The 18,574-nt window shown below is 53.9% G+C and carries 14 protein-coding genes; 9 read left to right on the top strand and 5 right to left on the bottom strand.

Annotation, left to right across the window (positions count from 1 at the left end; translation table 11 throughout):
* Positions 1-59 precede the first annotated feature (59 nt).
* The gene (locus QLG08_RS19715) at positions 60-242 is read left to right on the top strand and encodes a Trm112 family protein (RefSeq protein ID WP_013025246.1); all 183 of its coding nucleotides are present in this window, start codon (positions 60-62) and stop codon (positions 240-242) included.
* The gene (kdsB, locus tag QLG08_RS19720; RefSeq protein ID WP_013025247.1) at positions 239-988 is read left to right on the top strand and encodes a 3-deoxy-manno-octulosonate cytidylyltransferase; all 750 of its coding nucleotides are present in this window, start codon (positions 239-241) and stop codon (positions 986-988) included. Before QLG08_RS19715 ends, kdsB begins: the two co-directional genes overlap by 4 nt.
* A 97-nt stretch (positions 989-1,085) precedes the next feature.
* Here kdsB and elyC read toward each other — a convergent pair whose 3' ends face one another.
* Positions 1,086-1,862 carry an envelope biogenesis factor ElyC gene (elyC, locus tag QLG08_RS19725; RefSeq protein WP_072137916.1) on the bottom strand — a complete coding sequence of 259 codons (777 nt, stop codon included), beginning with the start codon at positions 1,860-1,862 and terminating at the stop codon, positions 1,086-1,088.
* 125 nt (positions 1,863-1,987) lie between these two features.
* Between elyC and cmoM the strand changes: the two genes are divergently transcribed.
* From cmoM to QLG08_RS19760, 7 genes are all read left to right on the top strand, one after another.
* Positions 1,988-2,773 carry a tRNA uridine 5-oxyacetic acid(34) methyltransferase CmoM gene (gene cmoM, locus QLG08_RS19730; protein WP_014606189.1) on the top strand — a complete coding sequence of 262 codons (786 nt, stop codon included), beginning with the start codon at positions 1,988-1,990 and terminating at the stop codon, positions 2,771-2,773.
* Positions 2,770-4,092 (top strand): chromosome partition protein MukF, encoded by a 1,323-nt coding sequence (mukF, locus tag QLG08_RS19735; protein ID WP_013025250.1) that lies wholly within the window; start codon positions 2,770-2,772, stop codon positions 4,090-4,092. Before cmoM ends, mukF begins: the two co-directional genes overlap by 4 nt.
* On the top strand, positions 4,073-4,798 hold the full coding sequence (mukE, locus tag QLG08_RS19740; RefSeq protein ID WP_014606188.1) for a chromosome partition protein MukE: 726 nt from the start codon (positions 4,073-4,075) through the stop codon (positions 4,796-4,798). The genes mukF and mukE overlap by 20 nt, the downstream gene beginning before the upstream one ends.
* Positions 4,795-9,261 (top strand): chromosome partition protein MukB, encoded by a 4,467-nt coding sequence (mukB, locus tag QLG08_RS19745; RefSeq protein ID WP_022623636.1) that lies wholly within the window; start codon positions 4,795-4,797, stop codon positions 9,259-9,261. Before mukE ends, mukB begins: the two co-directional genes overlap by 4 nt.
* A gap of 169 nt (positions 9,262-9,430) precedes the next feature.
* A complete protein-coding gene (gene ldtD / locus QLG08_RS19750) occupies positions 9,431-11,248 on the top strand; it encodes a L,D-transpeptidase (RefSeq protein WP_089517458.1) in 1,818 nt (605 codons plus the stop codon).
* 185 nt (positions 11,249-11,433) lie between these two features.
* Positions 11,434-11,982: a YcbK family protein gene (locus QLG08_RS19755; protein ID WP_013025254.1), complete on the top strand. Its 549-nt coding sequence runs from the start codon at positions 11,434-11,436 to the stop codon at positions 11,980-11,982.
* 39 nt (positions 11,983-12,021) lie between these two features.
* Positions 12,022-12,651, top strand: a complete 630-nt coding sequence (locus QLG08_RS19760; protein WP_014593331.1) for an MBL fold metallo-hydrolase — start codon at positions 12,022-12,024, stop codon at positions 12,649-12,651.
* A 42-nt stretch (positions 12,652-12,693) separates the two neighbouring features.
* On the opposite strand, the gene QLG08_RS19765 is transcribed toward QLG08_RS19760, so the two are convergent.
* The 4 genes from QLG08_RS19765 to pncB all read right to left on the bottom strand — a co-directional run bounded on the left by QLG08_RS19765 (position 12,694) and on the right by pncB (position 18,292).
* A complete protein-coding gene (locus QLG08_RS19765; RefSeq protein WP_013025256.1) occupies positions 12,694-13,884 on the bottom strand; it encodes an amino acid aminotransferase in 1,191 nt (396 codons plus the stop codon).
* 211 nt (positions 13,885-14,095) lie between these two features.
* Positions 14,096-15,229, bottom strand: a complete 1,134-nt coding sequence (gene ompF / locus QLG08_RS19770) for a porin OmpF (RefSeq protein ID WP_047715533.1) — start codon at positions 15,227-15,229, stop codon at positions 14,096-14,098.
* A gap of 300 nt (positions 15,230-15,529) precedes the next feature.
* The gene (gene asnS / locus QLG08_RS19775; protein WP_072137920.1) at positions 15,530-16,930 is read right to left on the bottom strand and encodes an asparagine--tRNA ligase; all 1,401 of its coding nucleotides are present in this window, start codon (positions 16,928-16,930) and stop codon (positions 15,530-15,532) included.
* A gap of 156 nt (positions 16,931-17,086) precedes the next feature.
* Positions 17,087-18,292, bottom strand: a complete 1,206-nt coding sequence (pncB, locus tag QLG08_RS19780; protein WP_024470935.1) for a nicotinate phosphoribosyltransferase — start codon at positions 18,290-18,292, stop codon at positions 17,087-17,089.
* Positions 18,293-18,574: the final 282 nt, after the last annotated feature.

Genomic DNA, 18,574 nt, shown 5'->3' on the forward strand with positions numbered 1-18,574 from the left:
TCTTATCAACGCTGTGATATGCTTTAGCGCTTACGCTATCGGTCCGTGATGGAGGATATATGGATCACCGTTTACTCGAAATCGTTGCCTGCCCGGTTTGCAATGGCAAGCTGTATTACAACAACGAACAGCAAGAACTGATCTGCAAGCCCGATGCACTGGCTTTTCCGGTGCGCGATGGCATTCCGGTCCTGTTGGAAAACGAAGCCCGTACGTTGTCGGTTGAAGAGATCCATCCATGAGTTTTATCGCCATCATTCCTGCTCGTTATGCCTCAACCCGTCTACCCGGTAAACCCTTGGTCGATATTCATGGCAAGCCGATGGTGGTACATGTGATGGAGCGCGCGCGCGAATCCGGTGCCAGCCGGGTTATCGTGGCGACCGATCACCCGGATGTGGCCAGCGCAGTGGAAGCGTCGGGAGGCGAAGTTTGCATGACGCGCGCCGATCATCATTCAGGCACAGAACGCCTTGCCGAAGTGATTGAGAAGTATCAGTTCGCAGACGATCAAATTATCGTCAATGTTCAGGGCGATGAGCCTATGATCCCGGCCGAAATCGTGCACCAGGTGGCGAATAATCTGGCGCAGTCTGAGGCCGGTATGGCGACGCTGGCCGTGCCCATTACCGATGCAGAAGAAGCCTTTAATCCTAACGCCGTGAAAGTCGTTATGGATGCCAAAGGCTATGCGCTGTATTTTTCTCGTGCGACCATTCCCTGGGACCGCGAGCGCTATGCGGAATCACGCGATCGCATCGGCGATACGCTGCTCCGGCACATTGGCATTTACGCCTACCGGGCAGGCTTTATTCGCCGTTACATCGACTGGGCACCTTGTCCCCTTGAGCAGATTGAATTACTCGAGCAGCTCCGGGTGCTGTGGTACGGCGAAAAGATTCACGTGGCGGTAGCAAAAACGGTGCCGGGCGTTGGGGTCGATACGCCAGAGGACTTGATTCGTGTGCGTGCTGCCATGCGCGGCTGAGGTCATCCGTCAGCTTCAGGGCATGACTACGGCTCTCCGCTCTTCTGATTACCCGATTGAAGGATGCGCGCGGCGTCGTGCGCATCCTCCAACGCTTCTACGAAGCGGGTGTTTCGGCGGGGGGATTAATGCGTTGCAATACACTGCCGAGCGTTTCATAGATGGCGCGTTCGCTGTGGCCCATCCACAGCGGAGAAGGAAAAGCCCGCTCCCACCAGTTGAGCGGGGAGGTAATTGCCAACTGGTTCGACGGTGCGGCAATCGGGTTAAGCCCTGCCTGCTGGAAGAAACGCATGGCACGCGGCATATGATTCGCTGATGTGACCAGCAAAAAGGAATGATGCCCGATCACTGCGCTGACCGCCCGCGCTTCCTGCTCAGTATCCTTGGGTTGATCCAGAATATGAATATGAGCGTCAGGTACGCCAAGGCTTTCGGCGACCTGTGCGGCCACCCACGCATTACTTTTGGGATTGTGCCCTGCAGCAGCACCGGTAAAGACCATCGTTGCCTGCGGGTTACGCAGCCACTGACGCACGCCCTCTGTCACGCGAGGCAAACTGTTATTCAACAAGTTTGAGCTGGGTGCCCAGGCAGGATTGTAGGTATAGCCTCCACCCAGTACCACGATGTAATCCACTTTCTGGCTACCATTCCATGTTGAATAGTGCGACTCCACCGGCAATAACAGGCGGTCTGCCACAGGCTGTAGGCTAATCAGTAATATTATCAGCCAGCTCACCGAGATGAGTATTTTGCCGCTTTTCTGCCAGCGGCTGAACCAAAGCAGTAAAATGCCTGCCGCCATCAGTAAAAGCAGAAAAGGCAAGGGCAGCAACAGGTTACCGACGGCCTTTTTCAGCATAAAAACCATGTAAAAAACCTCTTGTTGTCCGAAAAAACAGCAGCCAGAGCGCAAGAATGGTATCAAAGCTTCATTCTTACCGTACCTGTGACAAAATAGCATATGTTTCACCGCAGCATACCGGAGCCCACGCCATGCAGGATCGTAACTTTGACGATCTCGCGGATAAATTTTCGCAAAACATTTACGGCACAACCAAAGGCCTGGTGCGTCAGGCCATCTTATGGGATGAGCTGGAAACGATTCTTCCCAGCCTGTCATCCTCCGCGCTGAACGTACTGGATGCGGGCGGCGGCATCGGTCAGATGTCCAGCGGGCTGGCTGGGCGGGGCCACCAGATACTGCTGTGCGATCTTTCCGGAGAGATGTTACGCCGTGCCCAGGAAAATGCGGATGCGCTGGGTGTGAGCCACAACATGCAATTCAAACAAATTAGCGCGCAGCAGGTCGGTGAACATTTGGATAAGCCGGTGGATCTGGTATTGTTTCACGCTGTGCTTGAGTGGGTTGCGGAACCTGAAGCGGTGTTAAAAGCCTTGTTTGATACACTGCGCCCCGGCGGCGTGCTGTCGTTGATGTTTTACAACCTGCATGGGTTAACATTACGCACCCTGACGCTGGGCAACTTTGGTTATCTGCGCACTAACTTGACCAAACGCAAGAAGCGCACGCTGTCACCGGACTATCCCCGCGATCCCGATGACGTGTATCGTTGGCTGGAGAACTGTGGTTTTCAGATTGAACGGCGTGCCGGGATTCGCGTATTCAGCGATTATATGAAGCCGCCTAAAGGCGAGCCAAAGAGCGACGACGAAATTATTGAGATGGAGCGGCGCTTTTGCCGCCAGGAACCCTTTTTAAGCTTAGGGCGTTACATCCACGTGACCGCGCGCAAACCCGGGCAGAAGGACGAATTATGAGTGAATTTTCCCAGACGGTACCGGAGCTGGTATCCTGGGCGCGCAAGAATGACTTCTCGCTTGCGCTGCCAGTTGAACGTCTGGCTTTTTTGCTGGCCATCGCCACGCTAAATGGCGAACGCATGGACGGTGAAATGAGCGAAGGTGACCTGATTGATGCGTTTCGTCACGTCAGCAAAGCCTTTGAGCAAACCAGTGAAACGGTGTTGGTACGCGCCAACAACGCCATCAACGATATGGTGCGCCAGCGCCTGTTAAACCGCTTTACCAGTGAGTTAACCGAGGGCAATGCGATTTATCGCCTGACCCCGTTGGCCATTGGCATCACTGATTACTATATTCGCCAGAGGGAATTCTCCACGCTGCGCCTGTCAATGCAGCTTTCTATCGTGGCGGCGGAGCTGAAGCGCGCCGCGGATGCGGCTCAGGAAAACGGCGATGAATTTCACTGGCACCGCAACGTGTTCGCGCCGCTGAAATATTCGGTGGCCGAAATTTTCGACAGTATCGATATGACGCAGCGCCTGATGGATGAGCAACAGCAGGCGGTTAAGACGGATATTGCCGAACTGCTGAACAAAGACTGGCGAGCCGCGATTTCGAGCTGTGAAATGTTGCTGTCGGAAACCTCAGGTACGCTGCGTGAACTGCAGGATACGCTGGAGGCGGCGGGCGATAAGCTGCAGGAAAATCTGCTGCGCATTCAGGATGCCACGCTGGACAGCCCGGATCTGGGTTTTGTCGACAAACTGGTTTTCGATTTGCAAAGCAAACTCGATCGCATTACCAGTTGGGGGCAACAGGCCATCGATCTCTGGATTGGCTACGATCGCCACGTGCACAAATTCATTCGTACCGCCATCGATATGGACAAAAACCGCGTTTTCGCCCAGCGTTTGCGTGTTTCTGTGCAGAACTATTTTGATGCGCCCTGGGCGCTCACCTATGCCAACGCCGAACGTCTGTACGATATGCGTGACGACGAACTGACGCTGCGCAATGACGAAGTTATGGGCGAATTGCCGGCCGAGCTGGAGTTTGAAGAATTCAATGAAATTCGCGAGCAGCTGGCGGCCATGATTGAAGAAGCCTTAGAGATTTATAAAACGCAGCAAAAACCGCTCAACCTCGCCGCTGTGATGCGCGACTATCTGGCTCAATATCCACGCGCGCGTCACTTTGACCTGGCGCGTATTGTGGTGGATCAGGCCGTGCGGCTCGGCGTAGCGGAAGCCGATTTAGCCGGTTTGCCTGTGGAATGGCAAGCCATTAATGATTACGGAGCCAAGGTGCAGGCACATGTCATCGACAAATATTGAACAAGTGATGCCGGTTAAACTGGCACAGGCACTGGCAAATCCGATTTTTCCGGCGCTGGACAGCCAGTTACGCGCCGGACGCCACATTGGTATCGAAGAGCTGGACAATCATGCTTTTCTGATGGATTACCAGCAGTATCTGGAAGAGTTTTACACCCGCTACAACGTTGAGCTGATTCGCGCGCCAGAGGGATTCTTCTATCTGCGTCCGCGTTCAACCACGCTCATTCCCCGTTCTGTCCTGTCTGAGCTGGATATGATGGTCGGTAAAATCCTTTGCTATCTCTATCTCAGCCCGGAACGCCTGGCGAATGAAGGCATTTTTACCCAGCAGGAACTTTATGACGAGCTGCTGTCTCTGGCGGATGAAAGTAAACTGCTGAAACTGGTTAATCAGCGCTCAACCGGCTCAGATCTCGATCGCGCCAAGCTGCAGGAAAAAATGCGTGCGTCTTTAAGCCGCCTGCGCCGTCTTGGCATGGTGTGGTTTTTTGGCAACGACAGCAGCAAGTTCCGTATTATCGAGTCCGTTTTTCGCTTCGGCGCCGATGTGCGCAGCGGTGACGATCCGCGGGAAGCGCAGCTGCGCCTGATTCGTGACGGTGAGGCAATGTTGCTGGATAACGCCACGGCCACGACTGAGGCTGATGACAGTGATGAGAATGACAGCGATGCGGGTGATATCGCGGAGGAAGAACAGGCATGATTGAACGCGGCAAATTTCGTTCGCTAACGCTGATCAACTGGAACGGTTTTTTTGCCCGAACCTTTGATCTCGATGAACTGGTCACCACGCTGTCGGGCGGTAACGGGGCAGGCAAGTCAACCACCATGGCGGCCTTTGTAACGGCGCTGATCCCTGACTTAACGCTGCTGCACTTCCGTAACACGACCGAAGCGGGTGCGACCTCAGGCTCACGTGATAAAGGCCTGCACGGTAAACTCCGTGCCGGTGTTTGCTATGCCATGCTGGACGTCGTCAATTCACGTCACCAACGCGTGGTGGCGGGCGTCAGACTGCAGCAGATCGCCGGACGCGATAAGAAAGTCGATATCAAACCTTTCAGTATTCATGGTTTACCTACAGATACGCTGCCTACTGATATGCTGACGGAAATCCTCAACAGCCGTCAGGCGCGCGTGTTACCGCTTAATGAGGTAAAAGAACGCGTTGAGGCGCTGGAAGGCGTGCAGTTCCGTCAGTACAGCTCGGTCACCGACTATCACGCCATGATGTTTGATCTCGGCGTTGTCCCGCGTCGTCTGCGTTCGGCCAGCGATCGCAGCAAGTTTTACCGCCTGATTGAAGCCTCTCTTTACGGCGGTATCTCCAGTGCGATTACCCGCTCGCTACGTGATTATCTGTTGCCGGAAAACAGCGGCGTGCGTAAAGCCTTTCAGGACATGGAAGCGGCGCTGCGCGAGAACCGTATGACGCTGGAAGCGATCCGCGTCACCCAGTCGGATCGTGACCTGTTTAAGCACCTTATTTCTGAGGCCACCAGCTATGTGTCGGCGGATTATATGCGTCATGCCAACGAGCGACGCATCCACCTCGACAGCGCCTTACAGCTGCGCAATGAGCTGCTCAGCGGTCGCAAACAGCTGGCTTCTGAACAGTACCGCCATGTAGAGATGGCGCGCGAGCTGGCCGAACATAGCGGGGCGGAAAACGATCTCGAAGTCGATTATCAGGCGGCGAGCGATCACCTGAATCTGGTGCAGACGGCGATGCGCCAGCAGGAAAAAATTACGCGCTATGACAGCGATATTGAAGATCTTACGATCCGTCTGGAAGAGCAGAGCGAAGTCGTTGCTGAAGCGCGCGAAATCCAGGAAGAAAATGAGGCCCGTGCCGAAGCCGCAGAACTGGAAGTGGATGAGCTGAAGAGCCAGTTGGCCGATTTTCAGCAGGCGCTGGATGTGCAGCAAACCCGTGCTATTCAGTATCAACAGGCATTACAGGCGCTGGAACGCGCCCGCACGCTTTGTCAGTTGCCAGACTTAACCATCGATAATGCCGCCGAATGGCAGGCCAGTTTCCAGGCCAAAGAAGAAGAAGCCACCGGGCAACTGCTGAATCTGGAGCAGAAGCTGAGCGTAGCAGAAGCCGCCCACAGCCAGTTTGAACAGGCGTTATCACTGGTCACCAGCATTGCCGGTGAGGTTAGCCGCAAAGAAGCCTGGCAGGTCGGGCGCGATCTGCTGCGCGATGCCAGCAATCAACGTCACCATGCCGATCAGCTTTCCTCCCTGCGCCTGCGCCTGAATGAACTCGAACAGCGCCTGCGTGAGCAGCAGGAAGCCGAGCGTCTGCTGGCAGAGTTCTGTAAACGTCAGGGGCAGCACTACGATCCTGACGCGCTGGAAGGCCTTCAGCGTGAGCTTGAAGCGCAAATCGAGCAGCTGAACAGCAGCGTGGCAGACGCGGGCGAACAGCGCATGATGATGCGTCAGGAACTTGAGCAACTGCGCGAACGTATCACCGCGCTGACCGCGCGCGCGCCGCACTGGCTGGCCGCGCAAGAAATCCTGACTCAGCTCAGTGAGCAAACCGGTCAGGACCTGGCCAACAGTCAGGATGTGACGGAATACATGCAGCAGCTGCTGGAGCGCGAGCGTGAAACCACCGTTGAGCGTGACGAAGTCGCAGCCCGCAAGCGTGAAATTGAGCAGCAGATTGAACGCCTCAGCCAACCGGGCGGTGCCGAAGATCCTCGCCTGAATCAGCTGGCTGAGCGATTTGGCGGCGTACTGTTGTCGGAAATTTATGATGACGTAACGCTGGACGATGCGCCTTACTTTTCTGCCTTGTACGGCCCATCGCGCCACGCCATTGTCGTACCCGATCTGTCGCTGGTGCGCGAGCAACTCGATGGCTTAGAAGAGTGTCCGGAAGATCTGTACCTGATCGAAGGGGATCCGCAGTCGTTTGATGACAGCGTGTTTAGCGTAGACGAGCTACAGAACGCCGTCGTGGTAAAAGTCGCCGAGCGTCAGTGGCGCTATTCCCGCTTCCCGAAAATCCCGCTGTTTGGTCGGGCGGCGCGCGAAAACCAGCTTGAATTACTCAATAACGAGCGCGACCGGCTGGCGGAACGTTACGCCACCTTGTCGTTTGACGTACAAAAGACGCAACGTCTGCATCAGTCATTTAGTCGCTTTATCGGCAGCCATCTTGCGGTGGCCTTTGATGATGACCCAGAAGCGCAAATCCGTCAGCTCGGCGCCCGTCGCGGTGAGCTGGAACGTGCGCTCAATCAGCATGAAAGTAATAATCAGCAACAGCGTCAACAGTATGAACTGGCCAAAGAGGGCGTTGCACAGCTTAATCGCCTGCTGCCGCGCATCAGTCTGCTGCGGGATGAGACGCTGGCGGATCGCTGTGAGGAGATTCGCGAGCAGGTTGAAGAGGCACAGGAGGCCGCGCGTTTCCTCCATTTACATGGCGCAAAACTGGCCAGACTGGAGCCGATGCTTGCGGTACTGCAAAGCGATCCTGAACAGCATGAGCAGTTGCAGGCGGATTACCAGCAGGCGCAGCAACAGCAACGTAACGCGCGTCAGCAGGCGTTTGCCCTGACCGAAGTGGTGCAGCGCCGTGCGCATTTCGGCTATGACGACTCTGCCAGCATGCTGGGCGGCAACAACGATCTCAGCGACAAACTGCGTCAAAGGCTGGAGCAGGCAGAAGCCGAGCGCAGCCGCTGTCGTGAGCGTTTGCGCGCCCATCAGTCGCAGCTGACGCAATATTCTCAGGTGCTGGCATCGCTTAAAAGCGCCTATGATGCCAAGCGCGATATGCTGAAAGAGCTGCAGCAGGAAATGCAGGATATCGGTGTTCAGGCCGATGCCAGCGCGGAAGAACGCGCGCGTATCCGCCGCGATGAACTTTATACGGCGTTAAGTCACAACCGCGCCCGCCGTAATCAGCTGGAGAAACAGCTCACTTTCTGCGAAGCAGAAATGGACAACCTGCAGAAAAAACTGCGCCAGCTTGAACGTAATTATTACCAGAACCGTGAACAGGTGGTGAGTGCTAAGGCGGGCTGGTGCCTGGTGCTGCGTCTGGTGAAAGATAATGGTGTTGAACGTCGTCTGCATCGTCGTGAACTGGCTTATCTCAGTGGCGATGAACTGCGTTCCATGTCGGATAAGGCACTGGGCGCACTGCGCCTGGCGGTGGCCGATAACGAACATCTGCGCGATGTGCTGCGTTTGTCTGAAGATCCGAAACGCCCGGAACGTAAGATTCAGTTTTTCATCGCCGTGTATCAACATCTGCGCGAACGTATCCGCCAGGATATCATTCGCACGGACGATCCGGTTGAAGCCATCGAGCAGATGGAGATTGAACTCAATCGACTGACGGAAGAGCTGACGGCCCGCGAGCAGACCCTGGCTATCAGTTCACGCAGCGTCGCGAATATTATTCGTAAAACGATTCAGCGTGAACAGAACCGTATCCGCCAACTGAATCAGGGGCTGCAAACCGTGAGCTTTGGTCAGGTGCGCAGCGTCCGGCTAAACGTCAACGTGCGCGAAACGCATGCCATGCTGCTGGACACCTTGTCTGAAGAGCACGAACAGCATCAGGATCTGTTTAACAGCAACCGACTCACGTTCTCGGAAGCGCTGGCTAAACTCTACCAGCGTCTGAATCCGCATATTGATATGGGGCAGCGTACACCACAAACCATCGGTGAAGAGCTACTGGATTACCGTAACTACCTTGAGATGGAAGTCGAGGTCAACCGGGGTTCAGATGGCTGGTTGCGTGCCGAAAGTGGCGCGCTTTCCACCGGTGAGGCCATTGGTACGGGGATGTCAATTCTTGTCATGGTGGTGCAGAGCTGGGAAGAGGAATCACGTCGCCTGCGCGGTAAAGATATTTCGCCTTGCCGTCTGCTGTTCCTGGATGAAGCCGCACGTCTGGATGCGCGCTCAATCGCGACCCTGTTTGAACTCTGTGAGCGACTGGAGATGCAGCTGGTGATCGCGGCGCCAGAAAATATCAGTCCGGAGAAGGGCACCACCTATAAACTGATGCGTAAAGTGTTTAACAACACCGAGCACGTTCACGTGGTAGGATTGCGGGGCTTCGCGGCCGATCCACTGCCCGTGAAACGCAGCAGCGAAGCCGATCCGGCGAGTGAAACCACGACATAATATTCACGATGCAGAGATAGTCAAAAACAGCGCCATTAGTTAATCTGGTAACGGCATTTGTCACAGGAGGCAAATGCCGTTTTTATTTGTATACTCAATAATATGAGTAACAGCCCGATCGCAGTTGTTTCCTGACAGGCTGCGCGGTAGATCAATGAAGGGGGCAGGGATGTTACTGTATAAACGCTTCAAAATTCATCAGGTTAGTTCGTGGCTGACGCTAGCGCTCACGCTCATTCCCTGTGCAATGGCTCAGGCTGCGATCATCGCCGCGATGCCCGGTACGCACGCGGCGTACGCCACCACATCCGTCAGTGAGAGTCAGCAGAAGATTCGCCAGGCGTTTTCAGGCGACAGCCAGCCTTTTTACGGTGCTTCTCTGGCCGCGCTCTACGCCGCGCGTAACATGCAGCCGATCTGGCAGGATCATGAAGCCGTACAGAAATTTCAGCAGCAGCTGGCGGAGGTTGCCCTCTCCGGGGTGCAGCCGCAGTTTACCCGCTGGGTCGATCGCCTGACCGATCCTGACATCACAGGCTTTGCCCGTGATGTCACGTTGTCTGATGCGATGCTGGGCTATTTGCAGTTTGTCTCCTCGGTGCCTGCTCAGGGAGAAATCTGGCTGTACAGCACCACGCCCTACAAGCTGGCTGTGCCTTCTGTATCCGTGATCAATGCCTGGCAAAATGCCGTCAATGCGGGCAGTTCGGCGGCGTTTGTTAATTCACTGGTGCCGCAGCATCCGCAGTATCCACTCATGCATAAGGCCCTGAAAAGCCTGCTTGAAGATAAACAACCCTGGCCACAAATTAAAAATCGCGACACGTTACGACCTGGACAGGTCAGTGACGATGTGCCGGCGTTGCGGGAAATTCTTCGCCGCAGCGGCATGCTGAGTGCACAGGTAACCGCACCCGCGCCCAATGAGGATGTCGTTCCCACCGCACCCGTTGCCGTCAGCCACAGCGAGCAGCCTGTCGCCGTCAGCCCTTCGGCAGTCACGGTTAACGATATACCTGCTGCGGCACCCGGTGTTCAGGGTAACGTCCAGAATGCTCCCGCTGCGCCCGGCAGTGTGAATGTTTATAACGATGAGCTGGTCGCGGCGGTAAAACGCTTTCAACAGTGGCAGGGGCTGGACGCCGATGGGGCGATTGGCCTGCGTACACGGGAATGGCTGAATGTCTCTCCTCAACAGCGTGCGGCCTTGCTGGCGCTGAATATCCAGCGGCTGCGTTTGCTGCCGGATGATATGCACAACGGCATTATGGTGAACATCCCCAACTATTCGCTGAATTATTACAACAACGGCACTAAAGTGCTGTCCTCCCGGGTCATCGTGGGACGACCAGATCGTAAAACGCCGTTGATGCGAAGCGCACTAAATAATGTGGTGTTGAATCCGCCCTGGAATGTGCCGACCAATCTGGTGCGTCAGGACATTATTCCTAAGGTGAAACAGGACCCAACCTATCTGTATAAACATGGATACACGCTGCTGTCTGGCTGGAGCGCCGATTCCGAAGTCATCGATCCCAGCATGATTGACTGGAGTATGGTGTCAGCCTCATCCTTCCCTTACCGCATACGTCAGGCACCGGGGCAAACCAATTCACTCGGTCGCTATAAGTTTAATATGCCAAGCTCGGATGCGATTTATCTGCATGACACGCCGAACCACAATCTGTTTCAGCGCGATATTCGTGCGCTCAGCTCGGGCTGCGTGCGCGTGAATAAAGCTTCGGAACTGGCCGGTATTTTGTTGCAGGATGTCGGCTGGAATGACGCGCGTATCTCTGACACGCTCAAGCAGGGCGATACGCGCTATGTACCCATTCGGCATCGCATCCCGGTTAACTTGTATTATTTAACGGCCTGGGTTGCGGATGACGGCAAAACGCAGTTCCGTACAGATATTTACAATTATGATAATACGGCGCGTTCGGCGAGCCAGGTCTTAAGCCGTGCGCAGCAGTTATTACTCTAATAGTTGATTTTCAATCGTTAGTCGTACGGTATGTCCGTTATTCAGTCCTGTCATTCAGGCGGCTTTATCCGGAGCCGCCTTCCAAACTTGCCCATAATGGGTTGACGTGCTACCGCCATAAAGTTATGGTTCGCCAGTACGTTTTTTGCACATGTCTTTGACTCTGCTTTCAGGTAAACCGCTCCATGTCTACAATCGATTCTTTACGTCGCAAACTGCTGCTTTGCGGAAGTGCCGCTGCCGGCCTGGCCTTACTGCCAGAGACCGCGATGGCATCACTCTCCACTTCACGCCCGCGGATATTAACGCTCAATAATCTTCACACTGGTGAAACCCTTAAAACGGAATTCTTTAACGGTAAAAGTTACGACAAAAGTGAATTGTCACGCCTGAACCACTTTTTCCGCGACTACCGTGCCAATAAAACCAAAAGTATCGATCCCCACTTATTTGACCAGCTCTATCGCCTTCAGGCGCTGTTAGAAACGCGCAAACCCGTCCAGCTCGTCTCCGGCTATCGCTCACTGGCGACGAACAATATGCTGCGGGAATCCGGGCCCGGTGTGGCAAAACACAGTTATCACACCAAAGGCCAGGCGATGGATTTCCACATTGAAGGGGTGACGCTGGCGAATGTTCGCAAAGCCGCATTAAAAATGCGTGCCGGTGGTGTAGGATATTATCCCAGCAGCAACTTTGTACATATTGATACCGGTCCCGTCAGGCACTGGTAGTAACGTCGGCAACGCTGCGGGTGCCGACCATGGAGCGTTATGAATTATCACATTATCCCCGTCACCGCCTTCGCCCAGAACTGTTCGGTTATCTGGTGCGAAACCACGCGTGAATCGGCCCTGGTGGACCCGGGTGGCGATGCCGATACCATCAGGCAAACGCTGGCGCAGCTTGATTTGAAGCCTGCACAGATTCTGCTTACGCATGGTCACCTCGATCATGTTGGGGCAGCGGCAGAACTGGCTGCATTCTGGCAGGTGCCGCTGGTCGGCCCGCAAAAGCAGGATGCTTTCTGGCTGGAATCCTTACCTACTCAAAGCCAAATGTTTGGGCTGGAATATTGTGCCCCGTTGACGCCGGATCGCTGGCTGGAGGAGGGGGATACCGTTCAGGTTGGTCAGGTCACGCTTGATGTGCTGCACTGTCCCGGACATACGCCGGGGCACATTGTATTTTTTGATGCCAAAGGCCGCTTACTGGTCTCAGGTGATGTGATCTTTAGCGGCGGCGTCGGGCGTACCGACTTCCCGCAGGGTAATCATCAACATCTCATCGATGCGATAAATAATAAGCTGCTGCCGCTCGGCGACGATGTGACGTTTTTACCCGGTCACGGGCCTGTGTCAACGCTGGGCCGTGAACGTCTGACCAATCCTTTCCTGCAATAAAAAAATGGGCCAGAGTGGCCCATTTTTTTATACGCGATGCGCTTAGAGTACGGCGACAATCGCCTCGCACAGTGCAGACATATTATCTGGTGTCATACCGGCAACGTTTACGCGGCCTGAATTAACCGCATAAACCCCAAACTCCTCGCGCAGGCGAATGACCTGATCTTTGGTCAGCCCACTGAACGAGAACATGCCATTCTGCTTGATGATAAAGCTGAAGTCCTGCTGCGCACCTTTATCCGCCAGGGTGTTCACAAACAGTTGGCGCATGCGCTGGATACGCTGACGCATATCAGACAGCTCTTGCTGCCAGATAGTGCGGAGCGCGTCGTTGCCCAGAATCGTGGCCACCACGGCCGCACCGTGTGACGGCGGGTTAGAATAGTTGGCGCGGATGGTGTATTTCACCTGGCTGAATGCGGTGTCGGCCGTCGCGGCATCGCCCGCAACCAGCGTAATCGCACCCACACGTTCGTTATACAGGCCGAAGTTCTTGGAATAAGAACTGGCGACAATCAGTTCCTGATGGCTGGCCGCAAAAATGCGCAGACCTTCAGCATCCTCTTCCAGACCACGGGCAAAGCCCTGGTAGGCAAAGTCAAACAGGGGCAGCCAGCCGTTAGCCAGAGAGAGCTGTGCCAGCTGTTGCCACTGCTCTGCAGTAGGATCGATACCGGTCGGGTTATGGCAGCAGCCATGGAACAGCACCACATCACCGGCTTTCACCTCTTTCAGTGAGGCCAGCATGCCGTCAAAATCCAGGGTATGGTTTGCTGCGTCATAGTACTGGTATTCGCATACCTCAAGCCCGGCGGCATTAAACACGTTTTTGTGGTTCGGCCAGCTCGGGTTGCTCACCCACACGCGCTTAACGGACGTCTGAGTAGACAGGAAATCCGCGGCGACGCGCAGTGCGCCTGTACCGCCCGGCGTCTGTGCCGTGCGGGCTCTGCCCGCCGCGATCAGGGCATTGCCTTGACCAAATAACAATTCCTGCGTGCAGTGCGCGAAATCTGGCAGACCGTCAATGCTCAGGTAATTTTTGCTGGTTTCGTGTTCAAGCAGGTACTGTTCTGCTTTCTTAACGCTGGTGAGCACCGGGGTTTTTCCGGTTTCATCTTTGTAAACACCAATACCGAGATTGATTTTATTGGGGCGGTCGTCGGCGCGAAAGAGATCGGCCAGGCCAAGAATGGGGTCAGCGGGTGCAGCAGAGATCGATTCAAACATGAGTCGGGTCCAGTAGCGTGAACTTTAGCAAATGAACCATCAGGTTAACGTCAGCACGGCGAAATGCCAACCGTTTGCGATAAAATTCATCGTCTGTGCGACAGAATTACCCGTTCTTATGTTAACAGTGGGATAGCGCGGGGCTGAGCGCTAGGAAAGGGCAATAAAAAACGGAGCCGAGGCTCCGTTTTTTGTACTGTAGCAACAAAACTTAGAACTGGTAAACCAGACCAACACCAACTACGTCATCGTTAGGAATGCCGAGTGGGTTGTTTTTGTCCAGCTGGTTGATTTTGTAATCAACGTAGGTGGCCATGTTTTTGTTGAAGTAGTAGGTTGCGCCCACATCGAAGTATTTGTAGATATCAGCATCACCGATACCTTCGATGTCTTTGCCTTTAGACTGAACGTAGGCCAGAGATGGACGCAGACCGAAGTCGAATTGATACTGTGCGACCAGTTCAATTTCTTGTGTTTTGTTAGCGAATGCATCACCGCTAAATGTTTGACCATTAACGTTGAACACACCGGTAATTGGCGTAGAGTTACGGGTTTCACCGTACATTGCTGCCAGGTAAACGTTGTTAGCGTCATATTTCAGAGCCGTTGCCCAGTTTTCTGCATGCTTACCAGCACCAACGCCTGCGCCACGAGCGGTGACAGCGTTGTTGTTACTTACGGAACCGTCTGACTGGGTATTAGTACGATCGCTGCTGCTGTAAGCACCAACGATACCTACACCGATTGGAGAGGTGTAAGAGGTTGAAATACCGTAGCCATCACCGTTTGCACGGCGGGTATCAGTGCGGTCATTTTTGCCCTGATACTGAAGCGCAAAGTTCCAACCATCCACCAGACCAAAAAAGTTGGTGTTGCGGTAGGTCAGCAGACCGGTGCTACGACCGTTCATGAAGTTATCAGAATAACCTGAGTCACCACCGAATACGGGCAGCATATCGGTCCAGCCGATTGCATCATAAACCACACCGTAGTTACGGCCGTAGTCGATTGAACCTGCATCACCGAATTTCAGACCAGCGAAGCCCAGACGGGTTTTGTTGCCGCTCTGAGCATCAGAACCTTCAGAATTGTTCGCCTGAACGTTGTATTCCCACTGACCGTAACCGGTCATCTGGTCATTAATCTGGGTTTCACCTTTGAAACCGAAGCGAACATAAGTCTGATCGCCATCGTCGCCAGCGTTATCAGAAAAAGTATGACGTGCATCAGCTTTACCGTACAGGTCCAGCTTGTTGCCGTCTTTGTTATAAACTTCTGCTGCGTTGGCTGCGCCGGCGGCGAGCAGAGCAGGGATAACCACTGCCAGAATGTTGCGCTTCATCATTATTTATTACCCTCATTGGAGTTATTTGGACACCTGCCACTGCTGTCAAGAAAACTTTACGTGAACCTTGAAAGAAGTTTGGTGTCTCCTGTGTCTGCACGCATCTTTCCATCCCCCATCGGGTAATTCTACTGCGAAAATGCTACAAAAGTCGTAATCTTGTTTCAAATATAAAAAATGTATTACAAGATGTAAAAATAACGGAACTTTGTGAGTCATATCAAAATTTACAAAAATAAAAAAAGGCCGGCGATGCCGACCTCTATATATATATGAATTTCTTATATTTAATGCTGAAAATCAGAAGCTCGCGTTGCGTGGCGTCCGTGGGAAGGGGATAACATCTCTTACATTTTGTACGCCGGTGACATAGGCGATTAAACGTTCGAAACCTAATCCAAACCCTGAATGTGGCACGGTGCCATAGCGACGCAGATCGCGGTACCACCAGTAATCTTCTTTTTTCAGCCCCATCTCTTCCAGACGCGCATCCAGCACATCCAGACGTTCCTCACGCTGAGAACCGCCAATAATTTCACCAATACCCGGCGCTAACACATCCATCGCGGCCACGGTTTTCCCGTCGTCGTTAAGGCGCATGTAGAACGCCTTAATGTCCTTGGGATAGTTTTTCACTACCACAGGCGCTTTGAAATGCTTCTCGGCAAGATAACGTTCGTGTTCAGAGGACAGATCGATGCCCCACGACACCGGGTTCTCAAAGGTCTGCCCGCAGTTCATCAGGATATCGACGGCATCGGTATAATCGACCTGGGCGAAATCGGTGGTAACAAAACGCTCCAGGCGATTAATCGCATCGTTGTCTACGCGCTCGGCAAAAAATGCCATATCGTCTGCACGCTCATCCAGCACGGCTTTGAAGACATACTTGAGCATGGCTTCCGCCAGGGCTGCCGCATCGTCTAATGAGGCGAAAGCGATTTCCGGTTCCAGCATCCAGAACTCTGCCAGATGGCGGCTGGTATTGGAGTTTTCCGCACGGAACGTGGGGCCGAAGGTGTAGATTTTCGACAAGGCGCTGGCGTAGGTTTCACCGTTCAACTGCCCTGAAACCGTCAGGAAGGCCTCTTTCCCGAAGAAATCCTCCGAATAGTCGACTTTGCCCTGCTCGTTGCGCGGCAGGTTTTCCATGTCCAGCGTCGAAACACGGAACATCTCACCGGCCCCTTCAGTGTCAGAGGCGGTGATCAGCGGCGTGGAAACCCAAAAGTAGCCGTTCTCATGGAAGAAGCGGTGCAGCGCCTGGGCCAGGGTATGACGAACGCGCGCCACGGCGCCAATCAGGTTGGTACGCGGACGCAGGTGGGCCACCTCACGCAGGTATTCGATACTGTGACGTTTTGCCGCCATTGGGTAGCTGTCGGGATCTTCTACCCAGCCCACGACCTCCAGCTTTGTCGCCTGAATTTCGAATGCCTGACCCTGACCCGGAGATGCAACGACCTTACCGGTGACGATGACGGAACAGCCGGTGGTCAGGTGCAGCACTTCGTCCTGATAATTATTCAGAGAATTATTGACGACAGCCTGAACGGGATTAAAGCAGGAGCCGTCATAGACAGCGATAAAGGAAAGACCGGCTTTGGAATCTCTTCGGGTACGCACCCAACCACGTACGGTGACTTCACTGTCAACCGCGACGCGACCGTGCAGTACATCCGCTACAGGCACTACGCTCATAAATATCTCTCTATATAGAAGAAGTGTGTGAATGAATTCCCCAGACTGGGGTGTAGCTATGTTACTTGTGAGTCAACAGGAAACAAGCAAAATTCAGGGGAATAACCGATTTATTGCAGGAAGGCGGGGCGCGATAACGCCCCGATAACAAAGACGCTAGCTGGCTTTTTTAACTAGTGGCAGATCAAAGGCTTTTCTCAGGGCCTTAACGAACGCTTTATCCTGACAAATGGTTTTACCTGGGCTGTCGGAAAGCTTGGCGACCGGCTTACCATTACATTGCACCAGCTTAATCACGATATTGAGCGGCGTAACGCCAGGAATATCACAAGTCAGGCGCGTGCCGATGCCGAAGACGACGTTGGTACGCTGACCAAAGTGGCGATACAGCGCCAGCGATTTATCCAGATTGAGGTTATCTGAGAACACCAGCATTTTCGTGAGCGGATCAATACCTAACTTCTGATAATGGGCCAGCGCTTTTTCGCCCCACTCAACCGGGTCACCTGAATCGTGGCGCAGCCCCTGGTAACGGCGGGCGAACACCGGGCCGAAATCGCGCAGGAAGGCATCCATGGCGATACAGTCCGTGAGTGCAATGCCCAGCTTGTCGTCATATTCATCCAGCCAGGCCTGTAAGGCAGCGCGCTGACTGTTCGCCAGTACCGGACTGATTTGCTGAAAAGCCTGGAACCACTCGTGGGCCTGGGTACCCACTGGCGTGAGTGCGAGGCGACGGGCCAGGTCGTAGTTACTGGTGCCCATCAGCCAGGGAAAATCCTGTTTCAGCGTGCTGACGATCGATTCCTGCACATCCTGGGAATAGCGGCGGCGGGTACCAAAATCCATCAGGCGAAAACGTGACATGTCAGTGTCGGCAACCTGAGTCTTAAAGGTAGCGAGTTTCTGATGCAGAAAATCCACGGCCTGCTGGCTGCTGATGGCCGGTGTACGGTGGCGATGGACCACTTCACTGATCAAGGCCAACAGGGGGACTTCCCACATGATCACTTCCCGCCAGGGGCCCTGGATACGAATAGCCAGCTTGCCATGATGATTGCGAACTTCTACCTGCTGCGGGTCGTAGCGAAAATTTCGCAGCCAGTTAAGGTAGTCATCAGCAAAGAAGGGCAGATCAGATAACCAGGCATATTCAGCATCGGTCAGCGCCAGTGCCTGCATGGCGTCAATGGCTGTACGGATCTCGTCAGCATAAAAACCCAGCAATTCGTCGCTACGGCAGCGAAACTCCGCGGCCACCGTGACATCATGGTAACGGTGGAATACGGCTTGCTGCATATGGAGCTTATAAGCATCCGTATCCAGCAGCGAAGTCAGTATCGGGGAAGCATGTCCTGTCATGGCGCGTTTCGGCATCCTGTTCGGTGGCGCAGAGCCCGGTGTATTAAACGTCGTAAAAGACGCAAAAGTATAAATCACTAAGAGACAGCGATCACAGCATATTTCAGGATAGCGAGTCGAGGACGAAATGTGTCATTGTTAACAAATTGTAGCCATTTTACCTGATGTGCACGTTGTGCATGCTAAGCTCGGCGCATCATGCTTAGACGTTTGACGCGTAAGGCTTATACTTGAGTGAATAATACAAAGACGTTGATGAATAACTACTTAATGCGGGACGGA

The sequence above is a fragment of the Pantoea sp. V106_11 genome, assembly GCF_029967885.1.
Classification (GTDB): Bacteria; Pseudomonadota; Gammaproteobacteria; order Enterobacterales; family Enterobacteriaceae; genus Pantoea; species Pantoea ananatis.

Excerpts from the sequence above, each read along its gene's own strand:
- QLG08_RS19715 (WP_013025246.1), top strand. The coding sequence starts at position 60 with ATGGATCACCGTTTACTCGAAATCGTTGCCTGCCCGGTTTGCAATGGC.
- kdsB (WP_013025247.1), top strand. The coding sequence starts at position 239 with ATGAGTTTTATCGCCATCATTCCTGCTCGTTATGCCTCAACCCGTCTA.
- elyC (WP_072137916.1), bottom strand. The coding sequence starts at position 1,862 with ATGGTTTTTATGCTGAAAAAGGCCGTCGGTAACCTGTTGCTGCCCTTG.
- cmoM (WP_014606189.1), top strand. The coding sequence starts at position 1,988 with ATGCAGGATCGTAACTTTGACGATCTCGCGGATAAATTTTCGCAAAAC.
- mukF (WP_013025250.1), top strand. The coding sequence starts at position 2,770 with ATGAGTGAATTTTCCCAGACGGTACCGGAGCTGGTATCCTGGGCGCGC.
- mukE (WP_014606188.1), top strand. The coding sequence starts at position 4,073 with ATGTCATCGACAAATATTGAACAAGTGATGCCGGTTAAACTGGCACAG.
- mukB (WP_022623636.1), top strand. The coding sequence starts at position 4,795 with ATGATTGAACGCGGCAAATTTCGTTCGCTAACGCTGATCAACTGGAAC.
- ldtD (WP_089517458.1), top strand. The coding sequence starts at position 9,431 with ATGTTACTGTATAAACGCTTCAAAATTCATCAGGTTAGTTCGTGGCTG.
- QLG08_RS19755 (WP_013025254.1), top strand. The coding sequence starts at position 11,434 with ATGTCTACAATCGATTCTTTACGTCGCAAACTGCTGCTTTGCGGAAGT.
- QLG08_RS19760 (WP_014593331.1), top strand. The coding sequence starts at position 12,022 with ATGAATTATCACATTATCCCCGTCACCGCCTTCGCCCAGAACTGTTCG.
- QLG08_RS19765 (WP_013025256.1), bottom strand. The coding sequence starts at position 13,884 with ATGTTTGAATCGATCTCTGCTGCACCCGCTGACCCCATTCTTGGCCTG.
- ompF (WP_047715533.1), bottom strand. The coding sequence starts at position 15,229 with ATGATGAAGCGCAACATTCTGGCAGTGGTTATCCCTGCTCTGCTCGCC.
- asnS (WP_072137920.1), bottom strand. The coding sequence starts at position 16,930 with ATGAGCGTAGTGCCTGTAGCGGATGTACTGCACGGTCGCGTCGCGGTT.
- pncB (WP_024470935.1), bottom strand. The coding sequence starts at position 18,292 with ATGACAGGACATGCTTCCCCGATACTGACTTCGCTGCTGGATACGGAT.